Source organism: Brevundimonas poindexterae (assembly GCF_020524625.1).
Taxonomy (GTDB): domain Bacteria; phylum Pseudomonadota; class Alphaproteobacteria; order Caulobacterales; family Caulobacteraceae; genus Brevundimonas; species Brevundimonas poindexterae_A.
Genome location: NZ_JAIVLL010000001.1, coordinates 323,940 through 338,474, shown reverse-complemented (window position 1 = coordinate 338,474; position 14,535 = coordinate 323,940). Strand labels below are relative to the sequence as shown.

The 14,535-nt window shown below is 67.2% G+C and carries 16 protein-coding genes; 8 read left to right on the top strand and 8 right to left on the bottom strand.

Annotated features, from left to right (window positions below):
• Positions 1 to 113: 113 nt before the first annotated feature.
• Both yaaA and LC068_RS01755 read right to left on the bottom strand, forming a co-directional pair.
• The gene (gene yaaA / locus LC068_RS01760; RefSeq protein WP_226634023.1) at positions 114 to 884 is read right to left on the bottom strand and encodes a peroxide stress protein YaaA; all 771 of its coding nucleotides are present in this window, start codon (positions 882 to 884) and stop codon (positions 114 to 116) included.
• A gap of 76 nt (positions 885 to 960) precedes the next feature.
• Positions 961 to 2,367: an FAD-binding oxidoreductase gene (locus tag LC068_RS01755; protein WP_226634020.1), complete on the bottom strand. Its 1,407-nt coding sequence runs from the start codon at positions 2,365 to 2,367 to the stop codon at positions 961 to 963.
• 73 nt (positions 2,368 to 2,440) lie between these two features.
• Between LC068_RS01755 and LC068_RS01750 the strand changes: the two genes are divergently transcribed.
• From LC068_RS01750 to LC068_RS01740, 3 genes are all read left to right on the top strand, one after another.
• Positions 2,441 to 2,848, top strand: a complete 408-nt coding sequence (locus LC068_RS01750; RefSeq protein ID WP_226635427.1) for an NUDIX hydrolase — start codon at positions 2,441 to 2,443, stop codon at positions 2,846 to 2,848.
• Between the two features lie 94 nt (positions 2,849 to 2,942).
• Positions 2,943 to 3,938, top strand: coding sequence for an SPFH domain-containing protein (locus tag LC068_RS01745; protein WP_226635425.1), 996 nt, complete (start codon positions 2,943 to 2,945; stop codon positions 3,936 to 3,938).
• A gap of 11 nt (positions 3,939 to 3,949) precedes the next feature.
• Positions 3,950 to 4,414, top strand: coding sequence for an NfeD family protein (locus LC068_RS01740; RefSeq protein ID WP_226634018.1), 465 nt, complete (start codon positions 3,950 to 3,952; stop codon positions 4,412 to 4,414).
• Here the strand turns inward: LC068_RS01740 and rnhA are convergent.
• The gene (gene rnhA / locus LC068_RS01735; RefSeq protein ID WP_226634017.1) at positions 4,411 to 4,878 is read right to left on the bottom strand and encodes a ribonuclease HI; all 468 of its coding nucleotides are present in this window, start codon (positions 4,876 to 4,878) and stop codon (positions 4,411 to 4,413) included. The genes LC068_RS01740 and rnhA overlap by 4 nt on opposite strands.
• A gap of 107 nt (positions 4,879 to 4,985) precedes the next feature.
• Between rnhA and tatA the strand changes: the two genes are divergently transcribed.
• From tatA to LC068_RS01715, 4 genes are read left to right on the top strand one after another with little or no spacing between them, the layout of a single operon-like run.
• Positions 4,986 to 5,192 (top strand): twin-arginine translocase TatA/TatE family subunit, encoded by a 207-nt coding sequence (gene tatA, locus LC068_RS01730; RefSeq protein ID WP_209117568.1) that lies wholly within the window; start codon positions 4,986 to 4,988, stop codon positions 5,190 to 5,192.
• Between the two features lie 29 nt (positions 5,193 to 5,221).
• Positions 5,222 to 5,749, top strand: coding sequence for a Sec-independent protein translocase protein TatB (gene tatB / locus LC068_RS01725; protein WP_226634014.1), 528 nt, complete (start codon positions 5,222 to 5,224; stop codon positions 5,747 to 5,749).
• Positions 5,746 to 6,633, top strand: coding sequence for a twin-arginine translocase subunit TatC (gene tatC / locus LC068_RS01720; RefSeq protein WP_226634012.1), 888 nt, complete (start codon positions 5,746 to 5,748; stop codon positions 6,631 to 6,633). Before tatB ends, tatC begins: the two co-directional genes overlap by 4 nt.
• Positions 6,634 to 6,691: 58 nt before the next feature.
• Positions 6,692 to 6,940 (top strand): hypothetical protein, encoded by a 249-nt coding sequence (locus LC068_RS01715; protein WP_226634009.1) that lies wholly within the window; start codon positions 6,692 to 6,694, stop codon positions 6,938 to 6,940.
• A 69-nt stretch (positions 6,941 to 7,009) separates the two neighbouring features.
• Here LC068_RS01715 and glnA read toward each other — a convergent pair whose 3' ends face one another.
• Both glnA and LC068_RS01705 read right to left on the bottom strand, forming a co-directional pair.
• Positions 7,010 to 8,416: a type I glutamate--ammonia ligase gene (glnA, locus tag LC068_RS01710; protein WP_209117573.1), complete on the bottom strand. Its 1,407-nt coding sequence runs from the start codon at positions 8,414 to 8,416 to the stop codon at positions 7,010 to 7,012.
• A gap of 70 nt (positions 8,417 to 8,486) precedes the next feature.
• Positions 8,487 to 8,825 (bottom strand): P-II family nitrogen regulator, encoded by a 339-nt coding sequence (locus LC068_RS01705; RefSeq protein ID WP_209117575.1) that lies wholly within the window; start codon positions 8,823 to 8,825, stop codon positions 8,487 to 8,489.
• Between the two features lie 116 nt (positions 8,826 to 8,941).
• Between LC068_RS01705 and LC068_RS01700 the strand changes: the two genes are divergently transcribed.
• Positions 8,942 to 9,781, top strand: coding sequence for an NAD(P)H-hydrate dehydratase (locus LC068_RS01700; protein ID WP_226634008.1), 840 nt, complete (start codon positions 8,942 to 8,944; stop codon positions 9,779 to 9,781).
• On the opposite strand, the gene topA is transcribed toward LC068_RS01700, so the two are convergent.
• The 3 genes from topA to plsY all read right to left on the bottom strand — a co-directional run bounded on the left by topA (position 9,778) and on the right by plsY (position 14,484).
• A complete protein-coding gene (gene topA / locus LC068_RS01695) occupies positions 9,778 to 12,399 on the bottom strand; it encodes a type I DNA topoisomerase (protein WP_226634006.1) in 2,622 nt (873 codons plus the stop codon). The genes LC068_RS01700 and topA overlap by 4 nt on opposite strands.
• A 364-nt stretch (positions 12,400 to 12,763) precedes the next feature.
• A complete protein-coding gene (dprA, locus tag LC068_RS01690) occupies positions 12,764 to 13,846 on the bottom strand; it encodes a DNA-processing protein DprA (RefSeq protein ID WP_226634004.1) in 1,083 nt (360 codons plus the stop codon).
• Entirely contained in the window at positions 13,843 to 14,484 is a 642-nt protein-coding gene (gene plsY, locus LC068_RS01685; protein ID WP_226634002.1) for a glycerol-3-phosphate 1-O-acyltransferase PlsY, read from the bottom strand. Before plsY ends, dprA begins: the two co-directional genes overlap by 4 nt.
• Positions 14,485 to 14,535 lie beyond the last annotated feature (51 nt).

Below are 14,535 nucleotides of genomic sequence, written 5' to 3'. Positions count from 1 at the left end.
TCGGACTCTGCCTTGTCACCGCGCTTGGGCCACTGAAACATCGATTGCCTGCTCGTGAATGAAACCGTCCGTGATCTATAGCGACTGATCTGCGGGCGCGCCACGGAGGCGGATCAGGAATTTCCTGATCTGGTGAATATCCAGTCGGTCTCGGTCGACGGCCCGGGCCGGAAGGCATAGCCGTCGCGATCAAAGGCCTTGAGATCCTCGGCCCGATCGAGGCGGTTATCGATCGCATAGCGGGCCATCCTCCCGCGCGCCTTCTTGGCGAAGAAGGAGATGACCCGGCTTTCGCCGTCCTTCTCCTCGCGGAAGTGGATGGTCACGACCGGCAGCTTCAGCGCCTTTGCGTCCACGGCGCCGAAATACTCCTGGCTGGCCAGGTTGACGAGCGTCGGGTCCGTCTGACCGTCGGCATCGGCATTGAGCGCCTTCGAAATCCGGTCGCCCCAGAAGTCGTAGAGGCTGGACCCCCGGCGGGTCTTCAGCCGGGTGCCCATCTCGAGCCGATACGCCTGGATCCGGTCGAGCGGTCGCAGCAGGCCGTAGAGGCCGGACAGGATGCGCAGGTGATCCTGGGCCCAGGTCAGGCCGTCGCGATCCAGGCTACGGGCATCCAGGCCCTGATAGACATCGCCGGCAAAGGCGAAGGCGGCCTGCATCCCCTCGTTGCTGTCGGGATCGAAGGCCTTGAACCGCGCCTGATTCAGCTTGGCCAGATCTGCCGATATACCCATCAGGCGCCGCAGGTCCGCCTGGGTCTGGCGCCGGGCCGTGACCGACAGGCTACGGACGTCCTCCGCCATGCGGTGCGCGGTCGCCGGGGCGTCCAGCGCAGGTTCGGAGAAGTCCAGCCGCTTGGCCGGGGACAGGATCATCAGCACATCGGGTCTCCCTTCGGGCGCCTGACTTAGGCAGCTTCGCCGCAGATGGAAACCGGCGTCAGAGGGTCGCAGTCGTTCAGAACAGGATGGCCGGGTTGAAAATGCCGTGGGGGTCCAGCGCCTTGCGGATGGCTTTCAAGGTGTCGATTTCGACATCCGACTTGTAGCCCCGGGCCTCGTCGGTCTTCAGCCGTCCCAGGCCGTGCTCGGCCGAGATCGAGCCGTCGTAGCGGGCGACGATGTCGTGAACGATGCGGGATCCCTCCGTCCAGCGGGACAGGAAGGGCTTCAGGTCCGCGCCCTCAGGGCACAAGACGTCGTAGTGGAGATTGCCGTCACCGACATGGCCGAAGACGCTGATTCGCGCGCCGGGCTCGAACGAGTCGACGGCGGCTGAGGCCTCTTCGATGAAGTCGGCGATCCGCGACACCGGCACCGAGACGTCGTGCTTCCAGCCACCGCCTTCCGGCTTGAGACCCGCGGACTGTTCCTCGCGCAGGCGCCAGAGGGCCGCCGCCTGGGTCTCGTTCGCGGCAATGGCGGCATCCGTGATCAGGCGGTCCTCGAAGGCCTGGGCCAGCAGCCGTTCCAGCGCCTTGCCTGCCTCGTCCGGAGAGCCGGAGCCCAGCTCGATCAGCACCGACCAGGGCGGCATGCTCTCCAGCGGCTCACGCGTGTCCGGAATCCATCTCAGCACCAGCTCCGTGCCCAGCCGCTTCATCAGTTCGAAGGCCTCGACCCCGCCGCCCGATTCGGCCTTGGCCCGCGCCAGAAGGGTGATGGCCTGCTCGGGCGTCTCCAGACCGACGATGGCGGTCGCGCGCCCCCGCAGAACCGGCGACAGCTTCAGCGTCGCGGCAGTGATGATCCCCAGCGTGCCTTCGGCCCCGATCAGCAGCTGCTTCAGGTCGTAGCCGGTGTTGTCCTTGCGCAGCCGCTTCAGCCCGTTGAACACCCGACCATCCGCCAGCACCGCCTCGACGCCGAGCACCAGATCGCGCGCCATGCCGTAGCGCACCACCGATGTCCCGCCGGCATTGGTCGACAGGACGCCGCCGATCGTGGCTGTGCCCTCGGACGCCAGTCCCAGCGGGAACCGGCGGTCGACCGCAAGGGCGGCCTGCTGGGCCTCGTACAGGGTCACGCCGGCCTCGACCGTCAGCGCGTCGTCGAGAGGGCTGACGTCGCGGATCGCCCGTAGGCGTTTGGTGCTGAGCAGAACCTCGCCCATCGGAATCTGCCCGCCGACCAAGCCGGTATTGCCGCCTTGGGGCGTGATCGCGACCCCATGGCGGGCGCAGATGGCGACGGCGGCCGCGACCTCGGCCGTCGAGCCAGGCTTGAGCAACAGGGGGGTGTGGCCCTGCCAGCGATCCCGCCATTCGCGAAGATGCGGGGCCAGGGTGTCGGCATCCTCGCTCCAGCCCTCGGGACCGAGCGCCTCTTTCAGTTCCGCGATCGCCTGGGGGGAGGGGGCTGCCATGCCTGCTTGTCTCAGATGACCGGGCCGGGGAAAAGGGACAATGGCCCCGCACACGACCTCCGATACGCCGCCCATGACTGCTCCGGTCGCCGCCGTGGGTGTGATCTGCCTGCGTGGCGATGAGGTCCTGCTGATCCGGCGCGGGCGTCCGCCCCGACTGGGCGAATGGAGCCTGCCGGGCGGTCGCGTCGAGCCGGGGGAGACGGTTCGTGACGCCGCCCTGCGCGAACTGAGGGAGGAAACGGGCGTCGAGGCCGAGCTGGGGCCGCTGGTGGACGTCGTGGATGGCCTCTTCCCCGAGGATGGCCGCCACTATGTGCTGATAGACTTCGCCGCGCGCTGGACGGCGGGAGAGCCGGTGGCCGGTGACGATGCGGCCGAGGCGCGGTTCTGGCCGGTGAAGGACATCGCTGCGCGCGTCGCGTGGAGCGAGACGGTGCGGGTCATACGGATGGCCGCGGACCTGTTCACGCCGGAATGATCCCGCCGCGTCCGGTTTCTGTGGCGAACCCGGGTTTTACGGCCTAGCCTGTCCAAAACCATCGGGAGTGCTGGAAACAATGGACATGTTGGACATCTTTGGAATCGTGGTCGTCGTCTTCGCGGTGATCCTGCTGTTCAGCGTGATCAAGATCGTGCCGCAGGGCCGTGAATTCACGGTCGAACGCTTCGGGAAGTACACCAAGACCCTGTCGCCCGGCATCAGCCTGCTGACCCCGTTCGTCGAACGCGTCGGTCGCCGCATGAACATGATGGAACAGGTCCTGGACGTGCCCCAGCAGGAGGTGATCACCAAGGACAACGCCATGGTGAAGGTCGATGCCATCGTCTTCATCCAGGTAATGAATGCAGCGGCGGCCGCCTATCGGGTCGAGGACCTGCCCTATGCCATCACCCAGCTCAGCTCGACCAACCTGCGGACCGTGATCGGCTCCATGGAGCTGGACGAGGTCCTGTTCCAGCGCGACAGCATCAACAGCCGCCTGTTGACCGTGATCGACGCGGCGACCGAGCCGTGGGGGGTCAAGGTCAACCGTATAGAGATCAAGGACCTGACCCCGCCGGTCGACATCACCAACGCCATGGCCCGCCAGATGAAGGCCGAGCGCGAGCGGCGTGCCGTGATCACCGAGGCCGACGGCGAGAAGCAGGCGGCCATCGCCCGCGCCGAGGGTGCGAAACAGTCCGCCATCCTTGAGGCCGAGGGGCGCCGCGAGGCCGCCTTCCGCGACGCCGAGGCGCGCGAGCGGGAAGCCGAGGCCGAGGCCCGCGCGACGGCCATGGTGTCCGAGGCGATCGCCCGCGGCGACGTCAACGCCATCAACTACTTCGTGGCCCAGAAATACGTCGAGGCCTTTGCCGAACTGGCCCGCAGCCCGCAGCAGCGCACGGTGATCGTGCCGGCCGAGCTGGGGGGGCTGGTCGGGACGGTCGCCGGTCTGGGCGAACTGGTCGGCTTGGCCCGCGAACAGCAGCGCACCCCGGCTCCGGCGCCCCAGCCGGCGCGTTCGGCGCCCGCCCGTGCCCCCGCCTCGCGTCCGGCGCGGGGTTCAGTGCCGCGGACCGAATAGGAGAGGGATCCATGATCGACGCCCTGGTCTCGCTTCACGCCTCCCAGCCCTGGTGGATCTGGCTGGCCGTCGGCCTCGCCCTGCTGGCGATCGAGGCTGCCTTGTCCAGCGAATGGCTGCTGTGGCCGGCCGTATCCGCCGGGCTGGTGGCGGTGCTGACCGCCCTCGGACTGCGCTATGGATTCGCGATCGAGTTCATCGTCTTCGGTGTGCTGACCGCCGCCCTGACGTTGCTGTCCAGCCGATTGATCAAGCGGATGAACCCTGCGGACATGCCCGACGTCAACGACCGCGATACCCGTCTGGTCGGTCGCCCGGCCGAGGTCATCACCCCCTTCCTGAACGGCAAGGGCCGGGTGTTCATCTCGGGTGCCGAATGGGCGGCCGAGATTGACGGGGACGGCACGCCGCCCATCGGCTCGCGCGTCATCGTCGAGATGGTCGAGGGTGCCCGGCTGAAGGTGCGCGCGCCCTAGCGCCGACCGGTGCGGCGGGGCAGGGCGTCGATGCCGGCATTGGCCAGGGCGTCGGCCCGCTCGTTCAGCTCATGGCCTGCGTGGCCCTTCACCCAGTGCCATTTCACCTGATGGCGCGTTCGCGCCTCGTCGAGACGGCGCCAAAGGTCCTCGTTCTTGACTGGCTTCTTGTCGGCCGTCTTCCAGCCGCGGGATTTCCAGCCGACGATCCATTTGGTGATGCCGTCCATGACATAGCGGCTGTCGGTGTGCAGATCGACGCGGCAGGGCCGGGTCAGCGCCTCCAGCGCCATGATGGCCGCCGTCAGCTCCATGCGGTTGTTGGTCGTTTCCGGCTCGCCGCCGTGCAGTTCCCGCTCGTGGCCGGCGCCGGTCTGCAGGATCGCGCCCCAGCCTCCCGGGCCGGGATTGCCCTTGCAGGCACCGTCGGTGTGGATGATCACATGAGAAAGTTCAGCAGCCATGGCGGCGCACTACAGGATCGCTTGGCGCGTGGCCATCACAAGGCCTATATGGGGTGTGATCAAAGTCACCGGCACTCCCGCCACCCTGTTTATCGAGACGTAGATTCATGCAGCCCGGCATCTGGCAAATTCTGATCATCGCCGTTGTGGCTCTCCTGCTGTTCGGCGGGCGCGGCAAGATTTCCGGCCTGATGGGCGATGCCGCCAAGGGCATCCGCGCCTTCCGCGAAGGCCTGAAGGGCGAGGATGACAAGTCCTCTGGAGACAGCGTGCTGCCCCGGACCGATGCGGAAAAAGAAGACCTGAAGCGCTGATCGTCCCCCTGAACGAAAGCGTGTGATCCATGGGTGGTCTGGGTCCCGGCATCGGCGGGCTGGAAATCCTTGTCATCGGCTTGCTGGCCCTGATCGTGGTCGGGCCGAAAGACCTGCCTCTGATGATGCGCAAGGTTGGCCAGTTCGTGGGCCGGGCCCGCGCCATGGCGGCCGAGTTCCGCTCCAGCTTTGACGAAATGGCCCGCCAGGCCGAGCTCGATGAGCTGCGCAAGGAAGTCGAGGCCCTGCGCAATGCCCAGGCCGTGCCGCTCGGGGCCGAGGCGGAAGAGGCCTTCCGCGACATCGACCAGAGCCTGAAGCAGCCGCTGGTGTCGCCGCCCGCGCAGCCGGCCCTTGCCGCGCCCGAGGCTGAGGGGCCCGCGAAGGAAGAGATGACCGCAAGGCCCATGCCTTCGCCGCCTGCCGAGCAGCCTGAAGCGGCACCCGAGAAAGCCAAACCAGTGCGTAAACCCCGCGCGAAAGCTGTCCCGAAGACGGGGACCGGATCGACCGCAAGCCGGGCCAAAGTCACACGCAAGAAGGCCCTGGACCTTTGAGCCGCTCCGCCCACGACGAAGACGAGATCGAATCGTCACGCGCGCCGTTGATGGATCACCTGATCGAGCTGCGGGGACGGCTGATCGTGTGCGTCGTGGCGTTCGTGGTCGGCTTCATCGGCTGTTTTATCGTCGCCGATCCGATCTATGTCTTCCTGGTCCAGCCTTTTGCCGTTGCGGCCCAGTTCCGTGAAGCCGCCGGCCCGGGCGGCAACGTCTCGCCCTTCGACCTGATTCTGGGAACGGCCGGGCTCATACCCGTGCCCCGGGGCGACGGCGAGACGGTGAATCTGATCTTCACCGCGCCGCTGGAATTCCTGATCACCAAGATGAAGCTGGCCGCCTTCGGGGCGGTGGTTATCACCTTCCCGGTCATGGCCTGGCAGGTCTACCGCTTCGTCGCCCCGGGCCTCTATCGCAATGAGCGCGGCGCCTTCCTGCCGTTCCTGATCGCGGCCCCGCTGCTGTTCCTGCTGGGCGCGGCGATGGTCTATTATGTGATGCTCCCGTTCGTGATGCTGTTCTCGCTGGGCCAGCAGGTGGCGAGCGGCGGCATATCAGCCGAGCTGCTGCCGCGGGTGTCCGACTACCTCAACCTCGTCATGGCGCTGCTGCTGGCCTTCGGACTCTGCTTCCAGCTGCCGGTCGTCATGACACTGCTTGGCATGGCTGGACTGGTCAGCTCGGAGGCGCTCTCGAAGGGGCGCAAATACGCGATCGTGGCCATTGCCGTAGTGGCAGCCTTCGTGACCCCGCCGGATCCGCTCAGCCAGATCATGCTCGGCATCCCGCTGATCCTGCTCTACGAGGTCTCGATCCTGTGCGTCCGTGTCATTGAGCTACGTCGTCGCAAGCGGGACATTGAGGACGGTCTGGCCGTCTAGGCGGAACCTGGGACAAGCGGCGCCGTTCTGTCCTGACCTATCACGACAGGAGACACGCATGTCCCGCCTTACCCTGACCGTTCTGGCCTCGACCGCCCTGGTTGTCGGCGCCGTTGCCTGCACCCCCGCCGAGCAGGAAGCCGAGCCGACCACCGAAACCCACACCGTGGTCGAGAAGGAAACGGTCGTCCCGGTACCGGTCGAAACCGAAACGCCCGCGCCCGTCGTCGTCGAGCGCGAGACCGGCGACTCGACCACCGTCCGCGCTGACGAGAACGGCATCTCGGTCGAAACAACCAACCGCTGATCCCGGCGACAAAATTGAAAACGGCCCCGGTGAGCGATCACCGGGGCCGTCGTCAATTCAGCGGTTCGATCAGCAGCTGTAGTACATGTCGAACTCGACGGGGTGGGGATGCAGCTGGAGGCGCATCACCTCTTCCATCTTCAGCTCGATGTAGCTGTCGATGAAGTCGTCATCCATGACGCCGCCCTTCTTGAGGAAGGCGCGGTCCTTGTCGAGGGCCTCGAGGGCCTCGCGCAGGCTGCCGCAGACCTCGGGGATGTTGCCGCGCTCTTCCGGCGGCAGGTCATAGAGGTTCTTGTCGGCCGGGGCGCCCGGATCGATACGGTTCTCGATGCCGTCCAGACCGGCCATCAGCAGGGCGGTGAAGGTCAGATAGGGGTTGCCCATCGGGTCGGGGAAGCGGGCTTCGATGCGCTTGGCCTTGGGCGAGCTGACCCACGGAATACGGATCGAGGCCGAGCGGTTGCGGGCCGAATAGGCCAGCTTGACCGGCGCTTCATAGCCCGGGACCAAGCGCTTGTAGCTGTTGGTGGTCGAGTTGGCGAAGGCGTTGATGGCCTTGGCGTGCTTGATGATGCCGCCGATGTACCACAGGCACATGTCCGACAGGCCGGCGTATTTGTCGCCGGCGAACTGGGGCTTGCCGTCCTTCCAGATCGACTGGTGCACGTGCATGCCCGAACCGTTGTCGCCGAACATGGGCTTGGCCATGAAGGTGGCCGACTTGCCGTAGGCGGCGGCGACGTTGTGGATGACGTATTTATAGAGCTGCAGCCGGTCGGCCATCGTTACCAGTTCGGCGAACTTCAGGCCCAGTTCGTGCTGGGCGGGCGCCACTTCGTGGTGGTGCTTTTCGGGGTTCAGGCCCATGTCCTTCATCACCGACAGCATTTCGGCGCGCAGGTCCTGACCGGAGTCGACCGGGTTCACGGGGAAGTAGCCGCCCTTGGGTCCGGGGCGGTGGCCCATATTGCCTTCGCTGTATTCCGAGCCGGTGTTGGCCGGCAGCTCGGTCGAGTCATAGGCATAGCCGGTGTCGTGGGCCTGGGTGGACCAGCGGACATCGTCGAAGATGAAGAACTCGGCCTCGGGCCCGAAGAACACCTTGTCGCCCACGCCGGCCGACTGGACGAAGGCCAGCGCCTTCTTGGCCATCGAGCGGCTGTCGCGGTTGTAGGGCTCGCCCGTATCGGGGTTCAGCACGTCGCAGAACAGGAACATGGTGGTGTGCTGGTAGAAGGGGTCGATGTAGGCAGAGTCGAGGTCCGGCTTGAGCAGCATGTCGGACTCATTGATGGCCTTCCAGCCCGCGATCGACGACCCGTCGAACATGGTCCCTTCCTCAAGGAACTCTTCGTCGACCAGATCGATATCAAAGGTGACGTGCTGCAGTCGTCCCTTGGTGTCGGTGAAGCGAAGGTCGACGTATTTTACGTCCTTGTCCTTGATGTCCTGAAGGATGGCCTTGACGCTCATGGAGTTCGTGTCCTGTGGCTTGGGGGAGGAGGGCAGGAGTGCCATCCCTTGCGGGACGGCCGGTGAAGGTTCAGACCGCCTGGGCGCCGGTTTCGCCCGTGCGGATGCGGATGACGTCCTGGATGTCGGATACGAAGATCTTTCCGTCGCCGATCTTGCCTGTGCGGGCGGATGTCTGGATGGCCTCAATCACGGCGGGGGCCAGATCGTCGCTGACGACCACCTCGATCTTGATCTTGGGCAGGAAGTCGATGACGTATTCCGCGCCCCGGTACAGCTCGGAGTGGCCCTTTTGCCGGCCATAGCCCTTGGCCTCGAGCACGGTCATGCCCTGGACGCCCACGTCCTGCAGCGCCTCTTTGACTTCATCCAGCTTGAACGGCTTGATGACGGCTTCGATCTTTTTCATAGCGTCCCCGAGGCGACCCGGAATTGGTCCATGCACTCGGATCGCAATGGGACATTGCATTGCACCATAAGGCAAGGGCCTTTCGACAATTATCACCATCCGTGAACGGAGTCGCCATGACCGCCCCCGCCGACCGGCCCGACTGGCTCGACCAATTTCCCTGGCCCGACGACGACACGCACAAGCACGCGCGAGGGCGTCTGGCCGTTGTGTCGGGTGGCCTGCACAGCACCGGCGCGGCGCGGCTGGCGGCCCGCGCGGGCCTGAGGATCGGGGCCGGACTGGTGAAGGTCATGGCGCCGCCGCCCGCAGTCCCTGTCCTCGCAGCCGCGCTGGAGGCGGTCATGCTGGAGCCGTTTGACGGAGCCGATGATCTGGCCACGCGCGCCCGGCAGATGGACGCCATCGTCATCGGCCCCGCCGCCGGGCTGGATGAAGAGACCATCGACAATCTGCATGCCCTGGCCGGAACGGGCGCGGTCCTGGTGGTCGACGCCGACGCGCTGAGCGTCTTCGAAGGGCGGGCCGAGGCCTTGTTCTCGCTGCTGGATCGCGACGACGTGCTTACCCCCCACAGGGGCGAGTTCGCGAGGCTGTTTCCGGACCTGGCTGATCTGGCGTCGGTCGAGGCGGCACCGCGCGCGGCCGAGCGGGCGGATGCCGTGGTCTTGCTGAAAGGCCCGGAGACGGTCATTGCCGCGCCCGACGGCCGCATCTGCATCAATCCGACCGGCACGCCCTGGCTGGCGACGGCAGGCTCCGGCGACGTCCTGGCGGGGCTGATCGGCGGGCTGGCGGCCCAGCGCATGGACAGCTTCGCCGCCGCCTCAGCCGCCGCATGGATCCATGGTGAGGCCGCGCGCCGCTTCGGCCCCGGACTGATCTCCGAGGACCTCCCTGATCGAATACCGGCGGTGCTGGCCGGGCTGGCGCCCGACCGGCTGAAATCCGTCTAGTCCTTCGCGGCCCTGGGCTTGGCGGCAGCCTTCTTGGGAGCGGCCTTTTTAGCGGTCGCTTTCTTCGGAGCTGCCTTTTTGGCCGGAGCCTTTTTGGCCGCGGGCTTCTTGCCCCCGGCGGCGGCCTTGGCGGCGACCAGTTCAAGCGCCGCTTCCAGCGTCAGGTTCTCGGGTTCGGTGCCCTTGGGCAGGGTCGCATTGATCTTGCCGCACTTCACATAGGGGCCGAAACGGCCGGCCATGACCTGAACGGGATCGCCGCTTTCGGGATGGTTGCCCAGCTCCTTGAGCGGCGCCGCGGCTCCCCGCGCGCCCCGCGAGGCCTTCTTCTCGGCCAGCAGGGAGACGGCGCGGTTCAGGCCCACCTCAAACACTTCCTCGATATCCGGCAGATTGGCATAAACGCCATTGTGCAGGACGAACGGCCCGTAGCGGCCCAGACCCGCGCTGATGGGCTTGCCGTCCTCGGGGTGCGGCCCGACCTCTCGCGGCAGGGACAGGAGACGCAGCGCCTGTTCCAGCGTCAGGCTGGCGGGACTCCAGCCCTTGGGCAGGGACGAGCGTTTGGGCTTGTCGGCGTCCGGCGGCGTGGTCTCCACATAGGGGCCGAACCGGCCGATCTTCAGGGCCACCGGCTGTCCGGTGTCCGGATCAACGCCCAGCTCCCGGTCGCCGCCCTCGGCGCCGCCTTCCGCATTGGCGCCCGCACCGAAGCCGCGCGTGTAGCGGCATTCGGGATAGTTCGAGCAGCCGATGAAGGACGACTTCATCTTGAAGCTGGCCTTCAGGTGCAGACGGCCGGACTTGCACAGCGGGCACAGGCGCGGGTCCGTCCCGTCCCCCTTGTCGGGGAACAGGAAGGGGCCGATGGCCGCGTCCAGTTCATCGATCACGCCCTGACGGTCCAGCACGGCGGCGGTCGCCGGCTTCAGCTGGCTCCAGAAGGTCCGCAGCAGGGTCTTCCAGTCCATCTGCCCGTCGGAGACCTCGTCGAGGTCGTTCTCGAGCGCCGCAGTGAAGTCATACTCGACCCACTGCCCGAAGAACTGCTCAAGGAAGGCGGTGACCAGCCGGCCGTTGTCCTCGGGATAGAAGCGGTTCTTCTCCATCCGGACGTACTGGCGATCCCGCAGGGTGGTCAGGATCGAGGCATAGGTCGACGGACGACCGATCCCCAGTTCCTCCAGCTTCTTGACCAGGGTCGCCTCGGAATAGCGGGGCGGCGGTTCGGTGAAGTGCTGGTCGGTGCGCACTGCCTCCACCTTGGCCTTGGCGCCTTCCTTCAGGGCCGGCAGGCGGGTGGTGTCGTCCTCGTCGTCGTCCGATCCGGCGCGGGGCTTGTCGTCGCGCCCCTCTTCATAGGCCGCGATGAAGCCGTCGAAGGTGACGACCTGGCCCGTGGCGCGAAGGCCGGTCTGGCCGTCCGGCGTCTCGATATCGACCGTCGTGCGGTCCATGCGCGCGGCTTCCATCTGGCTGGCGACCATCCGCTTCCAGATCAGCTCGTACAGGCGGCGCAGGTCGTCATCGAGCCGCACCGAGTCGGGGTGGCGGGCGATATTGGTCGGCCGGATCGCCTCGTGGGCCTCCTGGGCGTTCTTGGCCTTGACCTTGTAGTAGCGGGGCTCGGACGGGACGTAGGCGGGACCGAACCGCTCGCCGATGACCTCGCGCGCCTGGGCGATGCCTTCCGGGGTCACATAGACACCGTCGGTCCGCATATAGGTGATCAGGCCGCCCTGGTCGTCGACACCCTCGTACAGCTTTTGTGCGGCCTGCATGGTGCGCTGGGCGGTGAAGCCGAGCTTGCGCGCGGCTTCCTGCTGCAGGGTCGAGGTGGTGAAGGGCGGGGAGGGATTGCGCCGGACCGGCTTCTTCTCGATCGAGGTGATCGTGAACTGGCCCGACTGGATCGCGGCGCGCGCGGCGCTGGCCGTCGCCTCATCCTTGATGTCCAGGCGCTGGACCCGTTTGCCGGCGTGCTTCACCAGTCGGGTGGTGAAGGGCGGGCTGTCGGCGGTCAGGTCCGCCTCGATGGACCAGTATTCCTGCGGCTGGAACCGCTCGATCTCCATCTCGCGATCGACGACGATGCGCAGGGCGACCGACTGGACCCGGCCTGCCGAGCGGGCGCCGGGCAGCTTGCGCCACAGCACGGGCGACAGGGTGAAGCCCACCAGATAGTCGAGGGCGCGCCGCGCCAGATAGGCTTCGACCAGTTCCATATCCAGCTGGCGCGGATTGGCCATGGCCTCGAGCACCGCCGATTTGGTGATGGCGTTGAAGGTGACGCGCTCGACCTCGGTGTCCTTCAGCGCCTTCTTCTTCTGGAGCACCTCCAGGACGTGCCAGCTGATGGCCTCGCCCTCGCGGTCGGGGTCGGTCGCCAGAATGACGCGGTCGGCCCGTTTGGCGGCCTCGGCGATCTCGGACAGCCGCTTGGCCCCGCGTGCATCGACTTCCCATGACATGGCGAAGTCCTCGTCCGGGCGGACCGAGCCGTCCTTTGAAGGCAGGTCGCGGACGTGGCCGTAGGAGGCCAGAACCTCAAAGTCAGAGCCGAGATACTTGTTGATGGTCTTGGCCTTGGCCGGGCTTTCGACAATGACGAGGTTCATTCGGGCGTGGCGCCTTTCGGGGAAGACCGGCCCCGGGGGAGCGGGGGCAGTGAGGGCGGGGGAACGTGGGTCGCCTCTTGCCGCGTGTCAATCATCGGTCCGCAAAACGCGACAAGGTTGATATTTGTAATGAACACGCCTTAAGGTAGAGGTCGTTCACTCGCAGGTGAGACCCCAGATGGAAAACGCCGACAGTCATCCCTTGAACCGAGCGGCTCCGACCGAGCCCCCCTTCCGGGAATATATCGGGTCGATGGCACGGGAGCTGGCTGTGCTGGCCCGGGCGGAGTGCCGGGACGACGAGTCCCTGGCAACCGCCCTGGAGCAGGCTGCCCTGCTGGCCAGCGCGCCACGCAAGTAGGGCTCAGCGCGAAGCCAATCCTCCGGGCAACAGCCGGGCCCGACCGACCAGACTGAGCTCCAGAAGGGCGCCGGACACCACGGCGACAGGCAGGGTCAGAGACCGCGCCAGGTCGTCGCGCGGCGTCGGCGTCGGCGAGAGCAGGGCCTCGACGCGGCTCAGGGTTTCGCTGTCGACCTCATCGGGCAGGGCGACGGTCGGTGGGGGCTCGGGCCGGACCCGGCGCGCGACCCGGGTCCCGAGGGCCTCGAGCACGTCCTCGACCCGTTCGCACAGGGTCGCACCATCCCGGATCAGCGAGTTTGGCCCCCGGGACCGGGGATCGAGGGGCGAGCCCGGGACGGCAAAGACCTCGCGGCCCTGTTCCGCAGCCAGCCGCGCCGTGATCAGCGAACCGGAGCGGATTTCCGCCTCGACCACAATCACGCCCTGGGACAGGCCCGAGATGATGCGGTTGCGGCGGGGGAAGTCGCGCGCCTGGGCCCGCGTGCCGGGCGGGCTCTCCGACACGATACAGCCTTCGTCGACCAGCCGGTCGTAGAGCTCGCGGTTGTCGGAGGGATAGACGTCGTCGACTCCGCCGCCCAGCACCGCCACCGTGCCGGTCGGAACGGCGCCCCAGTGCGCCGCGGCGTCGATGCCCCGGGCCAGGCCCGACACGACGCTCATGCCGGTTTCACCGAGCTGGGACGCCAGTCCCCGCGCGATCCTCTGGCCACCGGCCGAGGCGATCCGGGCCCCCACGATGGCAATGGAGTCCCGCGAGAGCAGCTCGACCTTGCCCCTGATCCAGAGGACGGGCGGAGCCGGATCGACCGCGGCGAGGGCAGGGGGATAATCCTGCTCGCCGATCACCAGCAGCCGCGCGCCCAGAGCCTCGCCTCGCGCGACCTCGGACTGGACGTCCTCAATCCTGGCAGCGGTGTAGGCCGCTCCCCCCGCCTTGCGGATCACGCCGGGCAGGGCATCCAGCGCGGCGGCGGCCGTGCCATAGCGCGCCAGCAGCTGGGCGAAGGTGACCGGGCCGATCCGCTCGCTGCGGGCCAGTTGCAGCCGCGCGATCCGCTCGGCGGCGTCCACCGTCATCCCGCGGGCCGGGCTCCGATACGGGGTTCCTTGCCCCGGATCAGCCGGATGATGTTGTCGAAATGGCGGAGCCAGATCAGGGTCATGGCGAACAGAGCCAGCAGGAAGACGCTGTCGGGCGCAGGCGGGCCGAGCGTCGCAATCGGCATCAGCGCGAGGATCGGGGTCAACACGGTCGCCACGAGGGCGGACAGGGACGAGATGCGGAACACCGCCGCCGTCAGCAGCCACACGGCCGCCGCGACCAGTCCCAGCGGCCAGGCGGCGGCCAGCATCAGGCCGAAGAAGGTCGCCACTCCCTTGCCGCCCTTGAAGCCCAGCCACACGGGATAGAGGTGGCCGAGGAAGGCGGCGCCGCCCGCGATAGCCGCCACGACGTCGCTGCCGGTCACGGCGCGCGCAATCAGGAGGGCGGCGGCGCCCTTGCCGGCATCGAGGATGAGGGTGGCGAAGGCCAGGTCCTTGCGGCCCGTGCGCAGCACATTGGTGGCGCCGATATTGCCCGATCCGATCTTTCGGACATCGCCGGCGCCGGCGGCCCGGGTCAACAGGACGCCGAACGGGATTGAACCCAGCAGATAGCCCGCCAGCGCCGCTCCGAGCAGCGTCGTCACCGCGATTCCGGCCAGATCCTGCACCTGATTCGGTCTCCTTCAGTCCCCGGCCCGACGATGGAGGCTGGCGGGCCT